At 70.3% G+C, this 24,290-nt stretch carries 22 protein-coding genes, 1 tRNA gene and 1 pseudogene; 8 read left to right on the forward strand and 16 right to left on the reverse strand.

Features of this window, described 5'->3' with window-relative positions; translation table 11 throughout:
- Positions 1–48 precede the first annotated feature (48 nt).
- The gene (locus tag ACFVW8_RS02780; protein ID WP_389685753.1) at positions 49–1,446 is read right to left on the reverse strand and encodes an NAD(P)-binding domain-containing protein; all 1,398 of its coding nucleotides are present in this window, start codon (positions 1,444–1,446) and stop codon (positions 49–51) included.
- Positions 1,447–1,550: 104 nt separating this feature from the next.
- Here ACFVW8_RS02780 and ACFVW8_RS02785 point away from each other — a divergent pair, with 104 nt between their 5' ends.
- On the forward strand, positions 1,551–1,916 hold the full coding sequence (locus ACFVW8_RS02785) for an ArsR/SmtB family transcription factor (RefSeq protein WP_389685754.1): 366 nt from the start codon (positions 1,551–1,553) through the stop codon (positions 1,914–1,916).
- Between the two features lie 150 nt (positions 1,917–2,066).
- On the opposite strand, the gene arsB is transcribed toward ACFVW8_RS02785, so the two are convergent.
- Positions 2,067–3,170 carry an ACR3 family arsenite efflux transporter gene (arsB, locus tag ACFVW8_RS02790; RefSeq protein WP_389685755.1) on the reverse strand — a complete coding sequence of 368 codons (1,104 nt, stop codon included), beginning with the start codon at positions 3,168–3,170 and terminating at the stop codon, positions 2,067–2,069.
- Positions 3,167–3,475, reverse strand: a complete 309-nt coding sequence (locus tag ACFVW8_RS02795) for an ArsR/SmtB family transcription factor (protein ID WP_389685756.1) — start codon at positions 3,473–3,475, stop codon at positions 3,167–3,169. Before ACFVW8_RS02795 ends, arsB begins: the two co-directional genes overlap by 4 nt.
- An 89-nt stretch (positions 3,476–3,564) precedes the next feature.
- Here ACFVW8_RS02795 and ACFVW8_RS02800 point away from each other — a divergent pair.
- Positions 3,565–3,678, forward strand: a pseudogene (locus tag ACFVW8_RS02800) (phosphotyrosine protein phosphatase); the annotation flags it as partial.
- 266 nt (positions 3,679–3,944) lie between these two features.
- On the opposite strand, the gene ACFVW8_RS02805 reads toward ACFVW8_RS02800, so the two are convergent.
- The 7 genes from ACFVW8_RS02805 to ACFVW8_RS02835 all read right to left on the reverse strand — a co-directional run bounded on the left by ACFVW8_RS02805 (position 3,945) and on the right by ACFVW8_RS02835 (position 10,110).
- Positions 3,945–4,017, reverse strand: a tRNA-Arg gene (locus ACFVW8_RS02805).
- Between the two features lie 220 nt (positions 4,018–4,237).
- Positions 4,238–5,578 carry an MFS transporter gene (locus ACFVW8_RS02810; protein ID WP_389685757.1) on the reverse strand — a complete coding sequence of 447 codons (1,341 nt, stop codon included), beginning with the start codon at positions 5,576–5,578 and terminating at the stop codon, positions 4,238–4,240.
- Positions 5,579–5,813: 235 nt separating this feature from the next.
- Positions 5,814–6,764 (reverse strand): catechol 2,3-dioxygenase, encoded by a 951-nt coding sequence (locus tag ACFVW8_RS02815; RefSeq protein ID WP_389685758.1) that lies wholly within the window; start codon positions 6,762–6,764, stop codon positions 5,814–5,816.
- A gap of 126 nt (positions 6,765–6,890) precedes the next feature.
- On the reverse strand, positions 6,891–7,958 hold the full coding sequence (locus tag ACFVW8_RS02820) for a 4-oxalomesaconate tautomerase (RefSeq protein ID WP_389685759.1): 1,068 nt from the start codon (positions 7,956–7,958) through the stop codon (positions 6,891–6,893).
- Positions 7,955–8,665, reverse strand: a complete 711-nt coding sequence (locus ACFVW8_RS02825; protein WP_389685760.1) for a 4-carboxy-4-hydroxy-2-oxoadipate aldolase/oxaloacetate decarboxylase — start codon at positions 8,663–8,665, stop codon at positions 7,955–7,957. Before ACFVW8_RS02825 ends, ACFVW8_RS02820 begins: the two co-directional genes overlap by 4 nt.
- Positions 8,662–9,411: a PIG-L deacetylase family protein gene (locus ACFVW8_RS02830; protein WP_389685761.1), complete on the reverse strand. Its 750-nt coding sequence runs from the start codon at positions 9,409–9,411 to the stop codon at positions 8,662–8,664. The genes ACFVW8_RS02825 and ACFVW8_RS02830 overlap by 4 nt, the downstream gene beginning before the upstream one ends.
- Before the next feature lie 45 nt (positions 9,412–9,456).
- Positions 9,457–10,110 (reverse strand): GntR family transcriptional regulator, encoded by a 654-nt coding sequence (locus ACFVW8_RS02835; protein ID WP_389685762.1) that lies wholly within the window; start codon positions 10,108–10,110, stop codon positions 9,457–9,459.
- 188 nt (positions 10,111–10,298) lie between these two features.
- Here ACFVW8_RS02835 and ACFVW8_RS02840 point away from each other — a divergent pair, with 188 nt between their 5' ends.
- Entirely contained in the window at positions 10,299–12,089 is a 1,791-nt protein-coding gene (locus tag ACFVW8_RS02840; RefSeq protein WP_389685763.1) for a class I adenylate-forming enzyme family protein, read from the forward strand.
- 15 nt (positions 12,090–12,104) lie between these two features.
- On the opposite strand, the gene ACFVW8_RS02845 is transcribed toward ACFVW8_RS02840, so the two are convergent.
- Positions 12,105–13,382, reverse strand: coding sequence for a M6 family metalloprotease domain-containing protein (locus ACFVW8_RS02845; RefSeq protein ID WP_389685764.1), 1,278 nt, complete (start codon positions 13,380–13,382; stop codon positions 12,105–12,107).
- A 305-nt stretch (positions 13,383–13,687) separates the two neighbouring features.
- Between ACFVW8_RS02845 and ACFVW8_RS02850 the strand changes: the two genes are divergently transcribed.
- A complete protein-coding gene (locus tag ACFVW8_RS02850; protein WP_389685765.1) occupies positions 13,688–14,350 on the forward strand; it encodes a TetR/AcrR family transcriptional regulator in 663 nt (220 codons plus the stop codon).
- A gap of 174 nt (positions 14,351–14,524) precedes the next feature.
- A complete protein-coding gene (locus tag ACFVW8_RS02855; RefSeq protein WP_389685766.1) occupies positions 14,525–16,057 on the forward strand; it encodes an MFS transporter in 1,533 nt (510 codons plus the stop codon).
- 124 nt (positions 16,058–16,181) lie between these two features.
- On the opposite strand, the gene ACFVW8_RS02860 is transcribed toward ACFVW8_RS02855, so the two are convergent.
- Positions 16,182–16,697, reverse strand: coding sequence for a MarR family winged helix-turn-helix transcriptional regulator (locus ACFVW8_RS02860; RefSeq protein WP_389685767.1), 516 nt, complete (start codon positions 16,695–16,697; stop codon positions 16,182–16,184).
- 135 nt (positions 16,698–16,832) lie between these two features.
- Between ACFVW8_RS02860 and ACFVW8_RS02865 the strand changes: the two genes are divergently transcribed.
- Positions 16,833–17,615: a dioxygenase gene (locus ACFVW8_RS02865; RefSeq protein WP_389685768.1), complete on the forward strand. Its 783-nt coding sequence runs from the start codon at positions 16,833–16,835 to the stop codon at positions 17,613–17,615.
- 69 nt (positions 17,616–17,684) lie between these two features.
- Here ACFVW8_RS02865 and ACFVW8_RS02870 read toward each other — a convergent pair whose 3' ends face one another.
- Positions 17,685–18,725, reverse strand: coding sequence for a questin oxidase family protein (locus ACFVW8_RS02870; protein WP_389685769.1), 1,041 nt, complete (start codon positions 18,723–18,725; stop codon positions 17,685–17,687).
- Positions 18,726–18,878: 153 nt separating this feature from the next.
- Entirely contained in the window at positions 18,879–19,424 is a 546-nt protein-coding gene (locus tag ACFVW8_RS02875) for a GNAT family N-acetyltransferase (RefSeq protein WP_389685770.1), read from the reverse strand.
- A 147-nt stretch (positions 19,425–19,571) separates the two neighbouring features.
- Between ACFVW8_RS02875 and ACFVW8_RS02880 the strand changes: the two genes are divergently transcribed.
- On the forward strand, positions 19,572–20,570 hold the full coding sequence (locus ACFVW8_RS02880; RefSeq protein WP_389685771.1) for an RNA polymerase sigma factor RpoD/SigA: 999 nt from the start codon (positions 19,572–19,574) through the stop codon (positions 20,568–20,570).
- Between the two features lie 146 nt (positions 20,571–20,716).
- On the opposite strand, the gene ACFVW8_RS02885 is transcribed toward ACFVW8_RS02880, so the two are convergent.
- Positions 20,717–21,700, reverse strand: coding sequence for a helix-turn-helix transcriptional regulator (locus ACFVW8_RS02885; protein WP_389685772.1), 984 nt, complete (start codon positions 21,698–21,700; stop codon positions 20,717–20,719).
- Between the two features lie 62 nt (positions 21,701–21,762).
- On the opposite strand from ACFVW8_RS02885, the gene ACFVW8_RS02890 reads away from it, so the two are divergent.
- Positions 21,763–23,307: an MFS transporter gene (locus tag ACFVW8_RS02890; RefSeq protein WP_389685773.1), complete on the forward strand. Its 1,545-nt coding sequence runs from the start codon at positions 21,763–21,765 to the stop codon at positions 23,305–23,307.
- Between the two features lie 92 nt (positions 23,308–23,399).
- On the opposite strand, the gene ACFVW8_RS02895 is transcribed toward ACFVW8_RS02890, so the two are convergent.
- Positions 23,400–24,170, reverse strand: coding sequence for a DUF6227 family protein (locus ACFVW8_RS02895; protein WP_389685774.1), 771 nt, complete (start codon positions 24,168–24,170; stop codon positions 23,400–23,402).
- Positions 24,171–24,290 lie beyond the last annotated feature (120 nt).

A 24,290-nucleotide genomic window follows, 5' to 3' on the forward strand; every position in this document is an offset into this window, starting at 1 on the left:
GTTCCTCCTGACGCGGTGCGGACGGCGCCCCGCCCGGGGCGCGGTGGTTCAGGATCCGCAGCAGCCGCCGGACGGGGTGTCCTCGGTGACCGCCACTGGCTGGGAGACGCCGGCGGCGATCTGTACGGGGGCGGGCGCAGCCGGAGCGCAGCAGCCGCCCTCGTCGCGCTGTCCGGCGGCCGGGTCGTCGAAGAGTCCGGCGCCGCCGCAGACCCCGGTGTCGGGCAGGGTGAGTTCGACGCGGTCGGCGGCCTCGGTGTCGCCGGCGAGGGCCGCGGTGACGGAGCGGACCTGTTCATAGCCGGTCATGGCGAGGAAGGTCGGGGCGCGGCCGTAGGACTTCATGCCCACCAGGTAGAAGCCCTGCTCGGGATGGGACAGCTCGCGGTGGCCGTGCGGGTAGACGGTGCCGCAGGAGTGCTGGTTGGGGTCGATGAGCGGGGCGAGCTCCACGGGTGCCTGGAGGCGTTCGTCCAGGGCGAGACGGAGTTCGGAGAGGAAGGACAGGTCGGGGCGCAGGCCCGTCAGGACGATGACTTCGTCCACCGGGTCGAGGCGCCGGCCGTCCTCACCGACCAGGACCAGCCGGCCGTCGGTGGCGGGTTCGACGGCCTCGGTGCGGAAGCCGGTGACGGCGTCGGCGTATCCGTCGTCGACGGCGGCCTTCGCTGCCGGCCCCAGGGCGCCGCGTGCGGGGAGCTGATCGGCGGAGCCGCCGCCGAAGGTGGAGCCACTGATGCCGCGGCGCAGGATCCACACCGAGTGAGTGCCGGGCTCGTCCTTCGCCGTATCGGCGAGGGTGGCAAGGGCGGTGAACGCGGAGGCCCCGGAGCCGATGACGGCGGTGCGCTTCCCGGCGTAACGGGCGCGGACGGCCGGGTCCTTGAGGTCGGGGATGCGGTAGGAGATGCGGGCGGCGGCTGCGTGTTCGCCGAGGGCGGGCAGTCCGTCGGCGCTGATCGGGGCGGAGGTGGACCAGGTGCCGGAGGCGTCGATCACGGCCCGGCCCAGGATCCGCTCCTCGGTGCCGTCGGCGCGGGTGATGCGGATGGTGAAGGGCTGCTGCTCGCGGTCCGCGTCGACGATCCGGTCGCGGCCGAGGCGCGAGACGCCGGTGACGGTGGCGCCGTAGCGGACCTTGTCCCCGAGGATGTCGGCGAGCGGCTGGAGGTACTGCCTGGCCCAGTCGCCACCTGTGGGGTAGGCGTCCGCGGCGGGCCTGGCCCAGCCGGTCGGTGCCAGGAGCTTCTCGGCGGCGGGATCGGTCAGCTCGCTCCAGGTGGAGAAGAGCCGTACGTGCGACCAGTCGCGTACCGCGGTGGCCGCGCTCGGCCCGGCTTCCAGGACCAGCGGTTCGATGCCGTGCTCGACCATGTGGGCGGCGGCGGCCAGCCCGGTGGGCCCGGCGCCGACGACGATGACCGGAAGGTCTGCGGTGGTGGTCATGGCGGTGATGTCCTCCGGGATGGGCGACCGCTCCCGGTCGCTGTTTCGACTGATGTCTATATTCGGAGGTTGTCACTGGCATCGATGGGTGTCAACATAGACGCATGTCGAATTCAGGGATGGTGGAGCTGCCGGTGCTGGATGCCGGAACGGTGGCCCCGTGCTGCCCGCCGATCACCGCGGGCGAGCTGTCGCAGGCCGACTCGGAGAAGATGGCCGTGATGTTCAAGGCGCTGTCCGACCCGGTGCGGCTGCGCCTGTTCTCCAGGGTCGCCTCGCATGCGGGGGGCGAGGCGTGCGTGTGCGACATCTCCGACGTCGGCGTCTCCCAGCCGACCGTGTCCCACCATCTGAAGAAGCTGCGCGAGGCCGGCCTGCTGACCTCGGAACGACGAGGGACCTGGGTCTACTACAAGGTCGCCCCGCCCGTTGTGGCAGCCATGTCCGCCATGCTCGACCTGCGCACCTGACCTCCGGCTCGCGGCTGCGCGGGTAAGCCGGTTTCGGCGTTGTCGGGACAGGCGAACGCGTCGGGCTGCTCCACGGCATGCGGTGGGACGTTCAACTGATTGAACGCCGGAGCCGCTACGTCAACCGAGCCGCCATCGGACCAGCGGTCGTCACCGGGCCGCCGGGGCGAACTTCTTGCGCCAGGCGAGGGCGACGTAGACGAGACCGATCAGGACGGGGACCTCGATGAGCGGGCCGACGACCCCGGAGAGGGCCTGGCCGGAGGTGACACCGAAGGTGGCGATGGCGACGGCGATGGCCAGTTCGAAGTTGTTGCCCGCCGCGGTGAAGGCCAGGGTCGCCGTGCGGTCGTAGGCGAGTCCGAGTGCGTTGCCGAGCAGGAAGGACCCGAAGAACATGATCGCGAAGTACACCAGCAGCGGCAGCGCGATCCGTACGACGTCCAGCGGCTGCGAGGTGATCGTCTTCCCCTGCAGGGCGAACAGGACGATGATCGTGAACAGCAGTCCGTACAGCGCCCACGGGCCGATCCTCGGCAGGAACTTCGCCTCGTACGACTCGCGGCCCATCTTCGTCTCGCCGATGCGGCGGGTGAGGAAGCCGGCGAGCAGCGGGACGCCGAGGAAGACGATGACGTTGAGGGCGATGTGCCACACGGGGACATCAAGTCCCTGTCCGTCGCCGAGGCCCAGCCACTGCGGCAGCAGGTCGAGGTAGAACCAGCCCAGCACGCCGAAGACCAGGACCTGGAAGACGGAGTTGAGGGCGACGAGGACGGCGGCGGCCTCGCGGTCGCCGCAGGCGAGGTCGTTCCAGATGATGACCATGGCGATGCAGCGGGCGAGGCCGACGATGATCAGGCCGGTCCGGTACTCGGGCAGGTCCGGCAGGAAGGCCCACGCCAGGGCGAACATGACGGCAGGTCCGACGAGCCAGTTGATGACCAGCGAGGACACCATCAGCCTGCGGTCGCCGGTGACCGTATCGAGCCTGTCGTAGCGGACCTTGGCCAGCACCGGATACATCATGACCAGCAGGCCGAGCGCGATCGGCAGCGAGATCCCGCCGACCTCGATCTTCGCGAGGGCGTCGTTCATCCCCGGGATCAGGCGCCCCAGGCCGAGGCCGACGGCCATGGCGAGCAGGATCCACACCGCGAGGTAGCGGTCGAGGGTGGAGAGCTTCCCGACGATCGAGTCGTCCCCGTCGCCTCCTGGCGTGGTGCCGGCGGTGGCGGGCTCGGTGGAGGTCACGGGCAGGCCCTCCTGTTCTCGACGGCGGCGCGGGCGGACTCGGCGAGCTCGGCGAACTGTGCGGAGACCGAGGCCAGCACCTCGGGCCGCAGCTTGAAGTAGATGAACCGGCCGCACGGCTCGGTCTCCACCAGCCCCGCCTCGCGCAGGACCTTCATATGGTTGGACAGATTCGTCTGCTTGGCACCGGTCTCCTCGACCAGATGCGACATGCAGAGCGTCTCCCGGGCCAGCAGAGTGACCATCTGCATACGGAGCGGATCACCCAGAACCCGGATCGCATCAGTTTCGACTGAAGTCATCATGGGCTGATATTTTCACATCAGTGGTGCCTGATTCCACCAGAGGCTGATGTCAGTAGAGTCTGATTTCTTCGTGAGACAGGAAAGGCCTCCTGAGGCCTGACAAGCCCTCTGTTCTGTCGTCTCTGTCCACAACGCCGGCTGCTCCCAGATGGCCGCCGCCTGGCTGACCCGTCCGGCCGGCGACCGCGTCGAAGTCCGCCCCATCCGCGACGAGATCGGGACCCTGGTCGAGGGCCTGATCAAGGAGATCGTCCCGGAGGCTACGGGCCCAGGCCGAGAAGTTCGGCGCCGAGATGATCGACGGCGGCCTCACCGATGTCGGCCTCACCGGCCCCGTCAGACTCCTCACCGACTCCGCCGGCACCGGCAGGGCGACGCCGGGACGTAGTGGCACGCGCATGGCGCGGCCGTGCTCATGCGAAAGGGCCAGTTCGAGAGGATCAAGCCTCCGAACTGGCCCTTGGTGCTGTGCCCCCGGCAGGATTCGAACCTGCGACACCCGCTTTAGGAGAGCGGTGCTCTATCCCCTGAGCTACGAAGGCGGGGCTTGTCCAAACCTTGCCGGTACCCGGCAGAGCGAGACAAACGCCCTGGTCAGGCCCCCTCGTGGTGGAGCCGGGGCAAGGGTCCGGAGGACACTTTTCCAGGCAGGCGCACTCAAGGTCGACTGACCGCTGACAGCCTAGCGGATGGGGGATACGGAGGTCGCCCCCCATTGCCGCCAGGCGTCGGCATGGGCCTATGCCAGGCCCAGCGGGCCCGTCAGCCCGTGGTGGCCAGTGAGGGGGTGGTGGTGTTCTTCGGGGTGCGGCGGGACATGCGCAGGCCGGCCAGGGTGATGAAGACCGTGGAGAACACGGCGGCCAGGGCGAATGCGGTGAAGCCCCAGTCCGCCGCGCCGTTGGCGAGCAGCTGGCCGCCGAGCCAGGGGCCGAAGACGGCGCCGAAGCGGCCCATTCCGGAGGTCCAGCCCACCGCCGTCGCGCGGTTCTCCGAGGTGGAGTAGCCGGCCACCGTCGCGTAGATCATCGTCTGGGCGCTGTTGAGGAACAGGCCGGCGAAGAAGACCACGGTGAAGGTCAGCGCGAGCGGCATGTGGACGCTCAGCAGGTAGACACCGGCGGCCGTCAGCAGGAACCAGATCGCCGAGATCCGGGCGGCGCCGAAGCGGTCGGCGCAGCGGCCGGCGACGAGCATGCCCACGATGCCGCCGAGGTTGAAGACGACCACGAAGTTCAGGGAGGAGCCGAGCTCGTAGCCCTCGCCGCGCATCATCGTGGGGAGCCAGGTGGCGACGCCGTAGACGAGCAGCAGGCCGCCGAATGAGGCCAGCCAGAACATCAGTGTCTGGATCCACTCGCGGCCGCGGACCAGCTGGGCGAGGGCGCTCCAGCGCTCGGTGGCCGCCGGGCGGTCCTTGGCCGTGGCGGGCAGTTCGACGTTGTAGCGGCCGGCGAGGTCGCGGGCCTCGGTGGTGCGTCCCTTGGCTATCAGGAAGCTCAGCGACTCCGGCATGAAGCGGGCGACCAGCGGCACCGCGATGATCAGCGGCGCCACGCAGACCCAGAAGGCCGCACGCCAGCCCAGGGGTTCCACGATCCACAGGGCGACGTAGGCGGAGAGGATGCCGCCGACGTGGTGGGCGGTCATCAGTGCGCCGATGATGAAGGCGCCGCGGCCGCGCGGGGCGTAGTCGGAGACCATCGTGATCGCGGTCGGCAGCAGCCCGCCGAGTCCGAGGCCGGCCAGGGTGCGGCCGAGGCCGAAGACCGCCACGCTCGGGGCGGCGGCGCACAGGGCCGAGGCCACGGAGAACAGTGCGGTACAGAAGATGATCATCTTCTTGCGTCCGATGAGGTCCGTGACCGTGCCCGAGGACAGGGCGCCGACCAGCATGCCGAAGGTGGCGTAACTGCCGAGGTCGCCGGCCTTCGACGGTTCCAGCCCCAGGGCGTGCTGCTCCAGCATGTGCGGCAGGACCGAGCCGTAGATGAACATGTCGAGGCCGTCGAAGAGTACGACCAGCCAGCACAGGGCGATGACCAGCATGGCCATTCTGTTGCCGCGGGTGCCGCGAGCGGCCGGGGCGAGCGAGGAGGACATCGTTGTTTCCTCTCGTCCGGGAGAAGAGTCCCTGGAGGTTGGGCGGAAGAGGGGCGGTCGGCGCGGCTCGGGCCGCCGACTCGACGCCGCGCGAGACGGGTGCTCGCAGTGGTGGCCTTGACGGTAGAAACACCGGTGAGATGTGTCAACGCTTTTGTTAACAATCTCAGGAACAATTTGGCCCCGGACGTCGGCACACGGCCGGCGCCGGGGCCGTACGGGGGTGTGCGGCGCGTCAGGCGACGGGCGGCGTCCCATGGGTGTGGAAGGACTCGATGGTCCGCAGGCCCCAGGCCTGCCCCTTGGACCGCTCGGCCTCGGTCCAGGTGATCAGCGGCCAGTCGGGGGCGAGCACCAGCCGGGTGAGCGGGTTGCACAGTTCGATGCGGTTGCCGCCGGGCTCGTACACGTACAGGAAGAACGTCTGCTGGATGGCGTGCTTGTGCGGGCCCGTCTCGATGAACACGCCGGTGTCGAGGGCGAGGTCCGCGGCGCGCAGGATGTCCTCGCGGGTGTCCGCGGCGAACGCGATGTGGTGCAGACGGCCGCTGGAACCCGTCCAGTCCTCGGTGTAGACCACGTCGTAGGACTTGTTGGTGAAGGTCAGCCACTGCGCCGCGATCCTGCCGCTGTCGAGCTGGATCTGCTCGGTGGGACGGGCGCCGAGTACCTGCCGGTGGAAGTCACCGTTGGCCGCCACGTCCGCGCCCAGGAAGTTGACGTGGTCGAGGCGGCGGACGCCCACGCCGTGGCCCGGTTTGGCCTGCGGCTGGTTCTTGAGGCCGGGCCGCAGTCCTTCCGGGGCCTCGTACCACTCGGTCTCCCAGTACAGGGCGATTTCGTGGCCGTCGGGGTCGGTCGTGACGTACAGCGGGCCGATGCCGGGTTCGTCCTCCACCCAGCGCCCCGCGCTGCCGGTGGCCTCGACCGCCTCGACCCGGCGACGGAGCGCCTCCTCGCTGGAGGCGCGCAGGGCGGTGCGGCGTATGCCCGGCGTGGGGTGGGCGGTGACGACCAGGCTGTGGTGCTCGTAGTCGTCCCAGGTCCGCAGATACACCGAGTCGCCGGAGCGGCCGTTCTCGGTCAGGCCGAGGAAGTCGGTGAAGAAGCGGACGCTGGCATCCGGGTCCGGGGTGAGCAGTTCGACGTGACCGAGATGGGCGATGTCGCCGAGGGGCGGGGTCATCTGCGACTCCTTGAGGTGCGGGTGCGGGTGCGGGTGCGGGTGCGGGTGCGGGTGTCTGTGCTTGTGCTTGTGCAGCAGGTCAAGTGGTGCGGGTGCCTGCGCAACAGGGCCAGTGGCGGGGGTGGTTCAGGTCGGGCGGGGGAAGACCGTGCCGTCGAATATCTTTCGCGCGGTACGGACGACAGCGGTGCGGCGGGCCGTCGGCGGGGAGCCCGGGGCGCCGGGGTCGATGGCGGATTCGATGTCCAGGAATCCGGTGGGGTGCTCGATGCGCAGCCGGTCCCCGTGTGCGGGCAGGTCCGCCACCTCCTCGCCGACGCCGCCCGCGATCCGCAGCCCGGCGGCGACGCTCGCGGCGCCCAGTACGCCGATGGAGGTGTGGCAGCGCACCGGAATGAAGGTACGGGTCGTCACCGCGCCCCCGTACCGGGGCGGTGCCAGCAGGCTGAGCTTGGGCACGGTCGTGCTGCCGACGTCGCCGAGGCCCATCAGCTTCCCCGCCCCGAGCCGGATCTCGCGGAGACGCCCGGCCAGTGTGTCGTCCGCCTCCAGGTACTCCGGGTCCTCGTAGCCGGTGAGCCCGAGGGCCGGGGCGGCGATCAGCACGGTCGGCATCCCGTTGTCCACGCAGGTCACCGGCGTACCGGCGACCGTGTCGCGGACGTTCCCCGTCGGCAGCAGTGCGGCCCCGCCCGGCGGGAACCCGATCACCACCGGGGCGGCCGTTCCCGGAACACCGGAGATCCCGGCGGCGCCCGTGTACGCGACCCGGCCGCCGGGGGTGGGGAAGGTCGCCGTGGCGAGGTCCCCCGTGTTCAGCATGCGGATCCGTACGGATGTCTCCGCCGGGCCGGGCGTGACCAGTCCGCGTTCGACGGCGAAGGGGCCGACCCCCGCGAGCAGGTTCCCGCAGTTCTGCCGGTCCGACACCTCGGCGGTGGCGACGCCGACCTGAAGGAACAGGTAGTCGACGTCGGCCCGGGCATCGGCTGACGCACCGACCACCGCCACCTTGCTGGTCAGCGGATGCGCACCGCCCAGGCCGTCGATCTGGCGCGGGTCGGGGCTGCCCATGATCCGTAGCAACAGTGCGTCTCGCACGGCCGGTTCGCCGGTGGGGAGGTCGTCGGCCAGGAAGTAGGCGCCCTTGGAGGTGCCGCCTCGCATCAGCATGCAGCGCACCTGGGCGGTCATGCCCCGGGCCCGTCGCCGGAGTACTCCTCGTGAGGCCGGTAGTGCACACCGAGGCGTACGAGCGTCTCGCGCAGTCCGTAGCGGTCCAGGCCCAGTTGGCCCTCGGCGAACGCGGCCCTGGACGCCTCCTCCTTGAGTGTCCGGGCCTCGGACAACTCGACTGCGGCTGCGGCCTGTTCGCGGGGTACGCACATCACGCCGTCGTCGTCGGCGAGGATGACGTCGCCCGCCCGGACGATCCGGCCGCCGATCGAGACCGGTACGTTCACCGATCCGCCGGTGGCCTTCACCGTGCCCTGCGCGCTCACCGCGGCCGCCCACACGGGGAAGCCCATCGCGCGCAGCTCGGCGGTGTCGCGCACACCGGCGTCGGTGACCAGCCCGCGCACGCCCCGGTGGAGCAGCGCGGTGGCGAACAGCTCGCCGAACATGCCGTCGGTGGACGGCGAGGTGGTGGTGACCACGAGGATGTCGCCCTCGCCGCACTGCTCGACCGCCGCGTGGATCATGAGGTTGTCGCCCGGCCAGCTGAGGACCGTGACGGCGGTGCCCGCCACACGTACGTCCTGCTGGACCGGGCGCAGCCGGTGGCCGAGCAGACCGGTGCGGCCGAGTGCCTCGTGCACGGTGGCCACGCCGTAGCCGGCCAGGGCCGTCACGTGCTCGGAGGGTGCCTTGGGGGGGCCGGTGACGATGACGCCGCTCATGCCAGTTCCCCCGTCACCTGCGGGTAGGGGCGCATGTACGCCTCGGCGTAAGTGGAGTGCGCCAGGCCGAGGTTGGGGCCGGCGTTGCGCTTGAGCTGGACACCGCGCCGCTTGCCCAGGTCCGTGTAGTACTCCCACAGGTGCTGCTGGGCCGCCAGGCACTCCATGGCCTTGCGCTTGGTCTCCCAGACCTCGGTGATGTCCAGGAGCACTTCCGGTGCGAACCCGCACATCTCCGGCTGGTGCGGCTCGAAGAAGAACACCGGAGGGGCTCCGATGATCTCGCCCTCGGCCGGGTAGCCGATCGCCTGGGCCAGCACCCGGGCGTCCAGCGCCATGCGGGCGGCAGCCGGGTGGTCGCCGTTGTACGGGTCGGTGAGCGGGTGGGTCAGCACCACGTCCGGCTGGGCCTCGCGGTAGACGGCCACCAGCCGGTCGGTGAGTTCCGGCGTGACGGACAGCGGGTAGTCACCGGCGTCGAAGAAGACGATCCCGGCGCCGAGCGCCGCCGCCGCGCGCTCGGCCTCCTCGCGGCGCAGCGCCTTGATCTCGTCCAGCTGCTTGCCCTCGCGCCACGCCTTGGCGGACTCGCCCCGCTCGCCGAACGTCAGGCACGCGATGGTGACCTTCTCCCCGCGGGAGGCGGCGAGGGCGATGGCTCCGCCGGCCCGCCACACGAAGTCCCCGGCGTGCGCGGTGATCACCAGCGTCGATCGTGGGGTGGCGGGCGCGTTGCCGTACGTCATAGCGAAATCTCCTCGGTGACAGGTGTGCTCCCGCCCCGAGCCGCGTCAGTCGCCGCGCAGGGCGTCGATCACGCTGCCGAGGTGGGCGCGGACGGCTGCTTCGGCCGCCTGCGGGTCCCTGGCCCTGATCGCGTCGATCACGGCCAGATGCTCACTCAGGGACTTCTGCGGACGCCCAGGCCTGAGCGCCAACTGGAACTGGTGGCGCACCAGTTGGGCATTGAGTCGTTCCAGGAGTCCGAGGGCCGTCTGCTGGCCGGAGAACTCCCGGATCAGGGCGTGCAGTTGGTGATTGAGCTCGGAGTAGGTCATCGGTTCGCCGTCGGCGACGGCCTTGGACATCGCCGCGCCCGTCTCCGTCAGCCGGTCCAGCTGCTCCTCGGTGGCTCCGGCCGCCACCTTGGCGGCACACAGCCCTTCGAGGACCATCCGGCACTCGGTGATGGCGACCGCCTCCTCCTTGGTCACCACCCGCACGCGTGATCCGCGGTTACGGATCCGCTCGACCAGTCCTTCGGATGCCAGTTCAAGAAGTGCTGCGCGGATGCTGGCCCGCGTCACACCGAACTGCTCGGCGAGTTCGTCCTCCACCAGCCGCTGGGCCGGTGCCATCTCGCCTTGCAGAATCGCCTGCCGCAGCTGCGTGAGTGCGTGCTGCTTGGCCTGCTCCCCGGTGCCTGGACGGGCTTCCTTCGGCATCAATGCCCTCCCTGAGTGAGTGCCTGTCGAACCTAAACTTAGGGCAACAGGATTGTCAACGATTTTGTTTCCGCTATTGCCGACGCGAAGTGGAGGGTGTTCAGGGCGGTGGTTCGCTCTCTTGACGGGGGGTAGGTGCGGGCATAGCGTCGCGAAGGCCCCTGAGCAAGCGCTTAGAAAGGTCGTTCGTGCCGCACACCGACCCGACCCCAGCCACATCCGCTCCCGAGCCCGCCGGTGCGTCCGCCGACGGGACCGCTGCCCGGGTGGAGGCCGCGCTGACCGGGCCCGGGGCCCCGTTCGCCGTCGTGCGTTCCGAGGACGGCCCGTCGGCGGGCTCGCTCGTGTACGCGGACGGGCCCAGGACGCTCCGTGAATTCGTGGAGACCACCTGGGCGTTCGGGGACCAGCCGTTCCTGATCGCTGGGGAACGTACTTTTTCGTACGGCGAGTTCTTCGCTGCGGCGTCCGCCCTGGCGTGCCGGCTGAGCGAGACGTACGGGCTCCGGCCCGGCGACCGGGCCGTGGTGGCGATGCGCAACCACCCGGAGTGGCAGATCGCGTTCTGGGCCGCCCAGCTGGCCGGTCTGGTCGCCGTCCCGCTGAACGCGTGGTGGACCGAGGACGAGTTCACGTACGCGCTCGACGACTCCGGGCCGCGGGTGCTGCTGGTCGACGGGGAGCGGCTGCCGCGGGTCGCGGCCTGGGCGCGCGGCTCCGGGGCCCGTGTGATCGTCTTCCGCGACGGGGAACGCGGGAGCCGCGGGGCGGATCCGTCGGATGCGGTCGAGTGGTACGAGGACCTGCCCGCGCCCGATCCGTTCGCCGCGCCGCCGGACGTCGAGATCCGGCCCGAGGACGACGCGACGATCATCTACACCTCCGGCACCACCGGCAGGCCCAAGGGTGCCGTCGCCACCCATCTCGCCCAGGCGGGTGCCGCGCGCAACCCGCGGTTCCACGCGGCGGCCGCCGCGCTCGCCCGGGGAGTCGTCCCGGGACAGGGTCCGGCACCCGTCTCGCTGCTGACGTTCCCGTTCTTCCATGTCGCCGCGTTCACCGGCCTCTACGCCGCGATGTCGGCGGGCGGCACCATCGTCCTGATGCGCAAGTGGGACGCGGGAGAGGCCTTGCGGCTGATCCGCGAGCACGGGGTGACGCACTACGCGGGGGTGCCGGCCACCGCGCTGCAACTGCTCGCCGCGGCCGCCGACGAGGGGGACGGTCTTGAGAGCCTCCAGATGCTGAACACGGGCGGGGCCGCCGCCCCGCCGGATCTGGTCGCCCGGCTGACGGCCGGCCACGGCGAGCGGATCGAGCCGCGCAACGGATACGGGCTGACCGAGACCAGCGGCGGCGTCCTGGCGAACTTCGGCGCCGACTACCGGCGCCACCCGGGCAGCGTCGGCCGCCCGACCCCCACCACGGAGGTGCGGATCGCCGGCCCGGCAGGGGAGGCGCTGTCCGAGGGCGGGACCGGCGAGCTGTGGCTGCGTGGCCAGGCGCTCGTCCGTGGCTACTGGCGGGACGAGGCGGCGACAGCGCGGGCGTTCACGGACGGCTGGTTCCGTACCGGCGATCTGGCCGTGGTCCACGAGGGCCGGGTCAGCGTCGTCGACCGGATCAAGGACATGGTGATCCGCGGCGGTGAGAACGTGTACTGCGTCGAGGTCGAGGCCGTGCTGCACGACCACCCGGACGTCGAGGACGCGGCGGTGCTGGGAGTGGCGCACCCCGTGCTGGGCGAGGAGGTCGCCGCGGTCGTCCGGCTCCGGCCCGGTGCCGCCGCCACGGCCGAGGAGCTGCGGGCCCATGTGGGGCGGAGTCTGGCCGCGTTCAAGGTTCCGGCCCATGTGCTGGTGTCCGGGGAACCGCTGCCGCGCAACGCCACCGGCAAGATCCTCAAGCGGGAGCTGCGCGGGCCGGTGGCGAAGCAGGTGCGGGCGGCCGGGGGAGAGGGCGGGGTCAGGGGCGGGTGACCCGTACGCGTGGGGTCAGGGGCGGGTGACCCGTACGTGGTAGTCGCCCTTCGCGTCCTTGTCGACCACGGATATGCGTATTCCGGTGGCCCGGTCGGTGAAGGTCTGGCCGGGCTGGAACGGGGCGTCGGAGAGCTCGGCGTGCACATTGGGTAGCCGGGTGCAGCCGCTGCTGTCCTTGGTGCTGTCCGCGACGGAGATGGGCCCCTGGCCGGTGTCGACGTCCGAGCTCACCTTGTAGATCAGTACGCCGGGCCGGCAGACCGCCTGGTCGTTGCCCGACTGGGTCCGCACCTCGACCGCGTAGCCGGACTCCGCGGTCAGCGGGACGAACGCCAGCTTCGTGCCGCCGCGGGTGGACAGCGGTTCCAGGACATGGTCGCTGGTGCCGGGCCGGGAGGCGCAGCTGATCTGGCTGTTGTCGAGCCAGCCGAGCTTCCACTTGTGCCAGCCCAGCAGGTCGTTATTGGCGCCCCAGTCCTCGGACATGATGTCCCAGTGCCCGACCGAGCCGCCGCCCTCCATCGTGTAGAGGTCGGGCAGGCCGAAGACATGGCCGTTCTCGTGCGGCAGCACGCGGTATCCCGTCTGGGTGTACGAGCCCGAGCCGTCGTCCTGGCGGCTGTAGACGAAGGACGTGTTGGAGAGCGGCACGCCGTCCGCGTACGGGGCGTCCTCGTTGCCGGAGAAGGTCACGGACAGCACGGTGTCCAGGGCGGAGGGACCGGCGTTCGGGCTGACGAGGATGTTGACCAGGTCGTAGTCGCTGAAGTCCACCTTCGGATCGGCGGCGGCGACGATGTCCTGGACGAGGTGGCGGTATCCCGGTTCGTACGGTGATCCGCGCTCGATCCCGTAGCCCGAGAACGGCAGTGGCATCCGCAGCCAGGACTTCACCGGGGCTTCCGGCACATAGGTGAGCCGCCCGTAGGAGCTGGTGCGGAACCAGTCCGTGGTCTGCGGGAAGAATTCGGCGAGCCGGTCCATCGCCGGTTCCGTCCCCGGCGCGTCCGGGAAGTCGACCATCAGATTGAGCGCGTGGATCTGGCCGGTGGAGCGGGCGTAACCGGGCTGGGTCGGCATGCCCTCCGACATCTGTACGCCCATGGCCGAGGATATCCGGCACGGTCCGAGCCCGGCCGATCCGGTGCTGGACACCGGTCCGGCGGAGGCCCGGCTGGGGAGCGGGAGTGTGCTGCTGGCCGAGGCCAGTGCTGCGATGACCAGGGCTGTTGCCGCGCCAAGGATGACCGGGTGACGGTGTTTGCGTATCCGGTGGCGGGGCTGGTGCATAGAAGCGCCTTCGGGGCCGCGGCAGCCGGCCGACCCTGGCTGCGCTCTGTCGATCAGCCTGTGTCGGGTGGTGCGGGGCCGCGCGTTGGGTGCGCCGAAGGGGTGGGATTTGCCCGTTTTGATGGGTTGTGACTCAGGTCACATTAGGTCGGGAAATAACCGGGGATCGTTTCCCCGTTTGAACACGTGTCCCTGCGAAACGGGGAGGCGGTCCCCGGTTACGCGGAGAGATCGCCCGAGTGACGCACGTATGAACAGCTATGGACAGCACAGTCCGCAGGATCAGGAAGAGAAGGAGTGCCGCCGTGGACACCGTCGCCCGTACCGCCGCCGGAACGGCGCAGCCGCGTACGCCCCGCCCGCGGGCCGACGCGCTGCGCAACCGGGAGCGGATCGTGACGGCCGCGCGCGAGATGTTCGTCGAGTTCGGGCCGGATGTGCCGCTCGACGAGGTTGCCCGCCGCGCAGGCGTCGGCAACGCCACGCTCTACCGGAACTTCCCCGACCGGGCCGCGCTGACCCATGAGGTCGTCCTCGCGGTCACCTCACGCACCACCGACCGCGCCGAGGAAGCCGCGAACGAGGGGGGAGACCCCTTCGCCGCGCTCAGCCGCTTCGTGCACGCGGCGGCCGACGAACGGATCGGTGCGCTCTGCCCGATGCTGTCCGGCGGCTTCGACAAGGACCATTCCGAACTGCTCGCCGAGCTGCGGCGCCTCGAAGAGGCCGTCGAAGGACTCGTCGGGCGTGCCATGTCCGCGGGGCGCCTGCGTACCGACATCGCCGTCGGTGACGTACTGGTCGTCCTCTCCCAGCTCACCCGGCCGCTGCCCGGCATCGCCTGCCCGAACATCGACCGGTTCACCCACCGCCACATCCAGTTGTTCCTGGACGGACTGGAGGCTCCGGCCCGGTCCGTGCTCCCAGGAACGGCGGCGACCTTGGAGGATCTGCGGCGCCGGACCTGACCACCGCGCCGGGCATCTGAGACGGCCGCGCGTCCGCCACGCCTCGACCATTCCTTTCTTACCGACCCACGCCCGACCCACGCCTTCACGAGCCTTCGCCGTCATCACGGCCACGGCCCGCATGCACGGTTCACGACTTCGCGCGCCCGAGCGCGCCCTTAGGTGGCTACTCCCATGTCAAAAACAGCTGATATCCGACTCCCGGATCCAAGTCGCTGGAAAGCGCTGGCGTTCATCGCGCTCGCTCAGTTGATGGTGGTGCTCGACGCCACGATCGTGAACATCGCGCTCCCGCACGCCCAGACGGACCTCGGCATCACGGATGCCAACAAGCAGTGGGTCATCACGGCCTACGCCCTCGCCTTCGGCGGACTGCTGCTCTTCGGAGGCCGGATCGCCGACCTCTGGGGCCGTAAGCGCACCTTCGTGGTCGGTCTGATCGGCTTCGCGCTGGCCTCCGCGCTCGGAGGAGCGGCCCAGAACCAGGGCATGCTCTTCGGCTCGCGCGCCCTCCAGGGTGTCTTCGGCGCCCTGCTCGCCCCCGCGGCTCTCTCGCTGCTCGCGGTGATGTTCACCGATGCCAAGGAGCGCGCCAAGGCGTTCGGCATCTACGGTGCGATCGCCGGTGGCGGTGGCGCCGTCGGCCTGATCCTCGGCGGATTCCTCACCCAGACGCTGAACTGGCGCTGGACGTTCTTCGTCAACATCCCCTTCGCGATCGTCGCCGCCGCCGGTGCGTACTTCGTGATCCGCGAGCCGGCCGGCGGCCGTAACCGCTCCGCGCTCGACATCCCGGGCGTCGTCCTGTCCGCGCTGGGTCTGGTCTCGCTGGTGTACGGATTCACCCGCGCCGAGTCCAGTGGCTGGTCGGACGCGCTGACCATCGGTACGTTCGTCGCCTCGGCCGCGCTGCTGCTGGCCTTCGTCCTGACCGAGTCCAAGGTCAAGTCGCCGCTGCTCCCGCTGCGCGTCCTGATGGACCGCAACCGCGGCGGCGTCTACCTCTCGCTGGGCCTCGGCGTCATCGCGATGTTCGGCCTGTTCCTCTTCCTCACGTACTACCTGCAGGTCGTCCAGGGCTTCTCGCCGATCAAGACGGGCTTCGCCTTCCTCCCGATGATCGCGGGAATGATCACCGGTTCGACGCAGATCGGCGCCCGGCTGATGACCCGGGTCCCGGCCCGGATGCTGATGGGCCCCGGCTTCCTGACCGCCGCCGTCGGCATGCTGATCCTCACGCAGCTGCAGGTCGACTCGTCCTACGCGGCGGTCATCCTGCCGGGGCAGCTCCTGATGGGTCTCGGCATGGGTACGGCGTTCATGCCCGCCATGTCGCTGGCCACGCACGGTATCGAGCCGCGTGACGCGGGTGTCGCCTCCGCGATGATCAACACCTCGCAGCAGGTCGGCGGTGCCATCGGCACGGCGCTGCTCAACACCATCGCCGCCTCCGCCGCCACGGCGTACGCCACCTCGCACGCCGCGCTCGGCGCCACCGATCCGGAGCAGCTGAAGCTGCAGTCGATGGTGCACGGCTTCACCGGCGCCATCTGGTGGGCCGTCGGCATCCTGGTGCTGGCCTCCGCGATCGCGGCGACCTTCGTCAACGCCGGCCGTCCCTCGACGACCACGACGTCCGGCGGCTCCGGCTCCGGTTCCGTCGACGGTGTCGAGGACGAGGTCAAGATCCCGGTCGTCGCTCACTGAGCCACCGGGGACGACGTCCCGTGACATGACGTGAAGCGCACTCTGCCCCGGTTCCGTTCGACGGAACCGGGGCAGAGGCGCGTGCGGCGCGGGGGTGCGTGGGGTCTGCGGGGTGTGCGGCGGTTCAGCGGAGCCAGGGGAGGTCCGCGTCCGCGCCCTCCGGCTGCAGCCCGCCGGCCAGGACCTGCATGATCTCGCCGAGCGAACGCACCTGCTCGGGGGTGAGCCGGTCGAACATGGCCTGGCGCACGGCGCTGACGTGGCCCGGCGCCGAGCGGCGGAGCATCTCGTGGCCGTCCTCGGTGAGGACCGCGTTCTGGCCGCGCTTGTCGGACGGACAGTCCTCGCGGCGCACCCAGCCGTTCTTCTCCAGCCGGGCGACGGCATGCGAGAGCCGGGAACGGGTGATCTTGGCGTCCTTGGCCAGCTCGGTCATCCGCTTCTGTCGGCGGGGCGCCTGGGAGAGCTGGACGAGCAGTCCGTAATAGATGTGCGGCATCCCGGCATCGCGCTGCAGCTGGCGGTCGAGATGGTCCTCCAGGAGCGTGGTGGCGTGCAGGTACGCGCGCCACACGCACTGTTCTTCGTCGGTGAGCCAGCGCGGCGGCGCACCGGTGGATGCCGTGGTCATGTACTCCACTGTACGACCTTTTCTTGAAAGTTGAACTAGATAGAGCTAAGGTCTCCGAACATGGGAACTTGAAGGTTAAAGCAGTGTTCCTTTCGAAGACCCCAGTAGAAGACTTACCTTGAGCAGCAGTGGATGGGGAGTGTCATGACAGTCACCGCGGAGCGCATGCCCGCCCTCTATCTCTCCCACGGTGCCCCGCCACTGGCGGACGACCCGGTCTGGCCGGGCGAACTGGCGGCCTGGTCGGCCGGGCTGCCGCGCCCCACCGCCGTCCTCATGGTTTCCGCTCACTGGGAGGAAGCCCCGCTGGCCCTCGGCGCGACCGAAACGATCCCGTTGGTCTACGACTTCTGGGGCTTCCCCGAGCACTACTACCAGGTGCGGTACGCCGCCCCGGGAGCCCCGCGACTGGCCGAGCGCGTCCGCAAGCTGCTGCGCGGCGCCGGTACGCCGGTCCAGGACATCCCGGACCGCGGGCTCGACCACGGCGCGTACGTCCCGCTGGTGGAGATGTTCCCGGAGGCCGACGTTCCGGTGCTGCAGGTCTCCATGCCGACGCTGGATCCACAGAAGCTGATGGACATCGGACGCAAGCTGGCGCCGCTGCGCGACGAGGGCGTCCTGATCGTCGGCAGCGGCTTCTTCACCCACAACCTGGCCGCTCTGCGGCATCCGGGCGGCGGCACCCCCGGCTGGTCGACGGAGTTCGACGACTGGGGGAGCCGCGCGCTCCAGGCGCAGGACATCGACGCGCTGCTGGACTTCGAGCACAAGTCCCCGGCAGGCCGGCTCGCCCACCCGCGCACCGAGCACTTCGCCCCGCTCTTCGTCACGCTGGGAGCCGCGGAGCAGGAGCTCGGCCAGGGGCGCAGCGTGATCGACGGATTCTGGATGGGGCTGGCCAAGCGCTCGCTCCAGTACGGCTAAGGGCTGTCCCGCCGACCCCGATCGGCGAGACACCCCCCAGGCGGGCGCCTCTTCGGCTGCCCGCTGGGCTCAGAGAGCCGGCGGGTTCAGCTCGATCGAGCGGAGCGCGGCGGCCAGCGCGGTCGTGTCGCCGACGTCCAGTGCCGTGTCGGTGAACTTGATGGTGTGGTCGTCACCGTGCGCGGCCGCCCTCGCGAAGATCTCCTCGGGGGGCAGCCCGTCGGGCACGTCCGGAAAGTCGGCGGGCTGCGCCGGGGCGTACGCGGCGGTGACCGCGGCACTGGCCGTCCACGCGGCGCCCAGGCTCGGCGCCCACAGCTCCCGGGGCAGCGCCGGAAGCGTGCGCAGCACGGCGTTGGGCGCGGTCGCGGCGTGCACCAGCATGATCGGCGAGCCGTGCGCGTACGCCGCGTAGCGGTGGGTCGCGGCGCGCACCAGCTCCTCCAGCCGGGCGCGTGCGAGGTCGGGATCCGTCACCGGATGCTGCGGCCACAGCGGGAAGGCGGTGAGCTGGCCCAGCCGGTCCCGGACGCCGCCGCTCTGGTCCGGCACCCGGTCCACCGCGTCCAGAGCCGCCGCGGCGCCCGTCGCGGGGGCGAGCGAGGCCAGCGGCGGCAGCGGCTGGTGGCGGGCCGCCCAGTAGCCGAGGCCGTGGGCCAGCTCGGCGACGCGGGGCTCGCTCTCCCCGGCGGTCAGCAGGGTGCGTACGCAGTGGCCGACCCGGATCACCGGGTGCGTGGCGCCGGCCGCGATGCCGGGGAGCAGCCGGGGCCACCACTCGGCGAGGACCTCGCGCCACGGCCGGACGGCCGTCTCCCGCTCGAAGTACGCCGTCCAGTCGGCGATGCGGCGCGGGTCGCCCAGGGCCTCGCGCCAGTTGGCCGGGGTCACCTCGGTGAACCGGTCCGGCATGTCCTCCAGCTTGGCCCGGTAGTGGTCGAGCCACCGGTGCACACCGGGCGCCTGGCCATGGTGCACCAGCGCCTCGACCGCCATCGGGGCGTGATTGCTGAGCCAGCCGTCCCGTTCGGGGCCGAAGGAGTGCAGCCGGTCGAGGGCCTCGTCGAGGGTGCCGGAGGTGTCGGGTGAGTTGCGCGTCGTGTCGTCCATGCGGAATCACGCTAGGGACCGCACCGGCGCTCCGTAACGGGCTGTGGTCCTAGGGAGGGTCCCGGCGGTGGTCCTAGGGAAGGCCCCGGCTCCGGTCCTAGGGAGACTCCGGCTGTGGTCCTAGGAGGCTGCGGGCCTGGGCCGGGTCCGTGGTTACAGCCGCTTCTCGTACCAGGCGACATCCCAGTACCGGCCGAACTTCCGGCCGACCTCCGCGTACGTGCCGAGATGCCGGAAGCCGAAGCGGTCGTGCAGCCGGACCGAGGCCTCGTTCGGCTGGGTGATACCGGCGTACGCCCGGTGCAGGTCCTCGTCGGCGAGTGCCTCGAAGAGCGCGGTGTAGAGGAGGGTGCCGATTCCGCGCCCGGCGGCACCGGGCGCGCAGTACACGCTCACCTCGACGGAGGTGGAGTACGCCGGCTTGGGGCGGAAGGCGCTGCTGGTGGCGTAGCCGAGGATGCGGGGAACCGGCCCGTCGCCAGTTCCGTTGACATTACGGACATCCTGAGCAACCAGGAGCCGGTGCGGACCGTCTTCAGGATGGGAGCGCAACCAGGGCAGACGGTGGCCCGGAGTGAAGGGAGCCGTGTCGAATGTGAGGGCGGTCTCACGCACGTAATGGTTGTAGATGTCCGTGAGGGCTTCCAGATCGCTCTCGGTACCTGGCCTGACCTGCGTATCCGTACTGAACTCCGTCATGCGCCCTCCCTCGGTGGCGCGACAGGGTACTGCATGATCGCGAAAATGAATGCCAGGCATGGGAATTCTGTCCGGATTCCAGTCGTTGTTTCCATCGGAAGCTGGGCACCCGAAAGGGTGTCGCGACCTACTCAGCAAGGAGCACGCATGGCAACCCGTGCCGTCGCCCGACGTACGTCCGCCACCGGCGGGACCAACCGGGCAAGCAGTGTTCGCGCCGTGGGCGGGGAGATCGCCGATCGCGACCTGGTCGGCATGTACCTGGACGAGATCGCGCGCACACCGCTGCTCGATGCCGCCAAGGAGGTCGAGCTGTCGCAGGCCGTCGAAGCGGGCGTCTTCGCGCAGCGGGTCCTCGACGGCGTGGTGGAGAGCGACGCCGGCGGTGCCTCGCGCGAGGAGCTGGAGGCGCTGGCCGCCGACGGCGAGCGCGCCAAGGACGTATTCATCCGATCCAACCTGCGACTCGTGGTCGCCGTCGCCCGTCGCTATCCGCGGGCCGGGCTGCCCCTGCTCGATCTGATCCAGGAGGGCAACGCGGGCCTGGTGCGCGCGGTCGAGAAGTTCGACTACGCCAAGGGCTTCAAGTTCTCCACGTATGCGACGTGGTGGATCCGGCAGGCCATCACCCGTTCCATAGCCGACCAGTCGCGCACGATCCGGCTCCCCGTCCACCTGGTGGAGGAGCTCGGCCGGATCCGCCGGGTGCAGCGCGAGTTCAACCGCGAGCACGGGCGCGACCCGGAGCACGCGGAGATCGCCGCCGAGCTGGATTCGACGACGTCGCGCGTCGGTGACGTGCTGGACTGGGCCCGTGACCCGGTCTCGCTGAACATGTCGGTCGACGACGACGGCGACACACAGTTCGGTGACCTCCTGGAGGACACCTCGGCGGTGTCCCCCGAGCAGTCCGTGATGACGCTGCTGCGCAGTGAGGAGCTGGAGGAGCTGATCGGCAAGCTCGATCACCGCACCGCCTCCATCATCCGGATGCGGTACGGCATCGAGGACGGCCGTGAGCGGACCCTGACCGAAGTGGGCAAGCAGCACGGGCTGACCCGGGAGCGAATCCGCCAGATCGAGAAGCACGCACTGCTCGAACTGAAGCGAATGGCTCACGACACGGGTTTTGACGCTGCAGCCTGAGCCCGAGTCCAGTAACCTCCGAATTAGGCCGCTTCGCACGGGCCCCCTGAGCTGAGTCCCGGCGCCCACCCCCCCCTGGCGCCGGGGCTCATCCTTTTTCCCAGGCCGCTGCTCAGCCTTGTCCCAGGGCTCCCGAGGACACTTGCTCAGCCCTGTTCCGGAGCCCCTGAGGACACTGCGGCGCGGGTAAGCCTGCTGCCCAGATCGTTCAGGTACGTCACCAGCTGAGGCGGCCGGTGCGCGGTGAATTCGCAGTCCACCAGCGCCAGCCGCAGCGCCACCCACTCCAGCGAGTCCGACAGCACCGTGCGCAGCAGGCAGCTGTGCTCGCCGGTCGGCTCCAGCGGGCCGATCGAGGCGGGCAGCCGCGCGGCGACGAATTCAGCCGGGGCCGCGAAGCTCACCTCGACCGCCAGCTCCGGCTTGATGCGTGACATGGAGCGGCTCAGGAACTCCGCGGCGTCACCCGTGGGCAGCGCACGGGGTACGAAGCGGGCCCCGGTCGGATACGGATCGCTCACCCGGTCGACCCGGAAGGTGCGCCAGTCCTCCCGCTCCAGGTCGTACGCGACCAGGTACCAGCGCCACCCGGTGCTGACCAGGCGGTACGGCTCGGCCTGCCGCCGCGTCTCGGCGCCGTCACCCGCGCGGTAGGCGAAGCGCAGCCGCTCCCGCCCGGTGACCGCCGCCGCCATGACCGTCAGCGTCTGCGGGTCGATCGTCGCGCCGTCCCCGCGGGTCAGCGGCACCGTCGCGTTCTGCAGGACCGAGACCCGGTGGCGCAGCCGCGACGGCAGCACCTGCTCCAGCTTGGCCAGCGCCCGGACGGAGGCCTCGTCGACACCCTCGATGGCGTGGCCGGCACCCGCCCGCAGCCCCACCGCGATGGCCACCGCCTCCTCGTCGTCCAGCAGCAGCGGCGGCATGGCCGTGCCTGCCACCAGCCGGTAGCCGCCCACCGCGCCGCGCGACGCCTCGACCGGGTACCCCAGATCGCGGAGGCGGTCGATGTCCCTGCGGATGGTGCGCGGGCTGACCTCGAGTCGGTCGGCGAGTTCACTGCCCGGCCACTCGCGCGGCGTCTGGAGCAGTGACAGCAGATTCAGCAGTCGTGCCGGGGTGTCGGTCATGTCACCCAGGATGCCCGCCCATTGGGTCATGACTTGACCTAATGGGCCTTTAACTTCTTCATATGACTTCTTCCGCACCCCAACCGTCCGGGGTGGCCGCCCTCGCGCCGTCCTCGGACTCCTCGGACCGCCGCAGGTGGTTCGCGCTGGCCATCGTGATGACCGCGGCCTTCATGGACCTGGTCGACGTCACGATCGTCAACATCGCCATCCCGAGCATCCAGCGGGACACCGGCGCCACCTTCAGCTCGATCCAGTGGATCACCGCCGGGTACGCCCTGGCGTTCGCAGCCGGGCTGATCACGGGTGGCCGGCTCGGCGACATCTACGGCCGCAAGCGGCTGTTCCTCATCGGGATCGGCGGCTTCACCGTCGCCTCCGCCCTCTGCGGCTTCGCGGCCAACCCGGAGATGCTGGTCGCCTCCCGCATCCTCCAGGGCGGCACCGCCGCGCTGATGGTTCCGCAGGTGCTGTCGATCGTGCACGCCACCTTCCCGGCACACGAGCGCGGCAAGGTCTTCGGCCTGTTCGGCGCGATCGTCGGCCTCGGCGCGGTCTCCGGTCCGCTGCTGGGCGCGCTGCTCACCGAGTGGAACATCGCCGGTCTCGAATGGCGTCCGATCTTCCTGATCAACCTGCCGGTCGGCATCGCCGGCCTGATCCTGGGGAGCAGGTTCATCACCGAGTCCAAGGCGCCGAAGGCGCTGCGCCTGGACCTGATCGGTGTGGCGCTGGTGACGGCGGGGATGCTCATGCTGATCTACCCGCTGACCCGTGGCGAGGAGCTGGGCTGGCCGCTCTGGGGCTACCTCTCGATGGCCGGCAGCGTCGTGGTGTTCGTGGTCCTCGTGCTCTTCGAGCGGTCGAAGGCGAGCCGGGACGGATCGCCGCTGGTCGAGCTGTCGCTGTTCCGGGTCAAGAGCTTCGCCGCGGGCATCGCGGTGCAGCTGACCTTCGGCGTCGGCCTCGGCATCTTCTTCCTGGTCTGGACGCTGTACATGCAGCAGGGGCTCGGCTGGAGCGCGCTGCGGGCCGGCACGACCGGCATCCCGTTCTCGGTCGCCGTCTCGTTCGCCGCCGGGATCTCCGTGCAGAAGCTGGTGCCGCGCTTCGGCCGCAAGGTGCTCCAGGCGGGAGCGCTGCTCATGATCGCCGGTCTGCTGCTCTACATCTGGGAGTCCGACCGCTACGGCATGGGGATCACGTCCTGGCAGATGGCGCTGCCGCTGCTGGTCATGGGCGTCGGTATGGGCCTGATCGTGGCCCCGCTGGCCGACGCGGTGCTGTCCGAGGTCCCGAAGGAGCACTCCGGCTCCGCCTCGGGGCTGTTCAACACCGTGCAGCAGATGGGCAACGCGCTGGGGCTCGCGCTCGTCTCGGTCATCTTCTTCGGGATGATCGGTGACAAGCTGACGCCGCCGCAGATCGGTCCGGCGTTCGCCGACGCCTTCGAGCACTCGCTGTGGTGGGTGGCCGGTGTACTCGCGGTCATCTTCCTGCTGATGTTCGCGCTGCCGGCCCGGCCGAAGCAGCATGTGGAGGGCGGCGGCGAGGTGGCCGACGACTCCACCGCGGAACCCGTCGACGAGCCCGTGCTCACGCACTGAGCGGACGGAGAACACGCCGGTGCCCGCACCCCTCGGGGGTGCGGGCACCGGCGTGTTCGGGGCGGGGGCGTCCTGTCCCTTCCCCCGCGGGGTCAGCAGATGCGCGTGCGGCTCTCCATCGCGCCGCGCGCGGTGTCCTCGTCGCCGTACACCTCGCACATGTGGCGGCCGTCCGGCGTCGCCGTGTGCTCGACCTCCCACAGGCTCGTCTCGCTGCCGTCCAGGAGCAGGAAGGCGTGCTCGTACAGCGTGAAGCCCGCGTCCCGGCCGTCGACGTGGCACTGGCGGCCGAAGATCTGCGTGATGTGGTGGGCGAAGGCGGCCCGCAGGAGATGGGCGGTCTCCTCGCCCGGGACGTCCCCGTTCTCCGCGCGGCGCAGCACCCGGCGGGCGTGGTCGGCGGAATTGTCCGGGGCGTACATCCGGGGGAGCGGGGCCGGGGGCGCGGCCATCAGGGCCGTGAGGATGTCGAGGTCGGCCTGTGGCCCTTCGTCCCCGAAGACCGGGGCGTCGCAGAAGCCGCCGGTCAGCCGGGCCGCGGCGATGTGCACGTCGGCCTCGTCGTCGTAGAGCTCGTGCTGACGGATGCCGGTCCGGGAGCCGTACCTGGGGTCCCCGGTGTCCCGCTGACCGCAGTGCACCAGCTCCCAGAGGGCGAACGGGCTGCCGTCGGCCAGCAGATACGTATGCCGGTACGTCTCGCGGTGCAGGGTCGAGCTGTGGTGCGAGGAGTGCAGGGAGCTGCTGTGGGCGAGCGCTGTACCGAGCCGCTCCACCGTACTGTCGGGCAGGTCGAACGAGTTGAGAGCCCGTCGCAGGAGTCGCTCGAGGTGCTGCTCGGTTGTCTCGTACGGATCGCTCAAGGTGCTGTCTCCAGGCCGTCGCCGCGTGTTACCCGATGCGTGCTTAACGTAGTCCCTGGGTCTGACATCGTGACCGGGGTTCAGGAAAACGTATGGCGCACGCAGAAGGTTCCCGCCGTT

It is taken from the genome of Streptomyces sp. NPDC058221 (assembly GCF_042882365.1).
GTDB lineage: Bacteria > Actinomycetota > Actinomycetes > Streptomycetales > Streptomycetaceae > Streptomyces.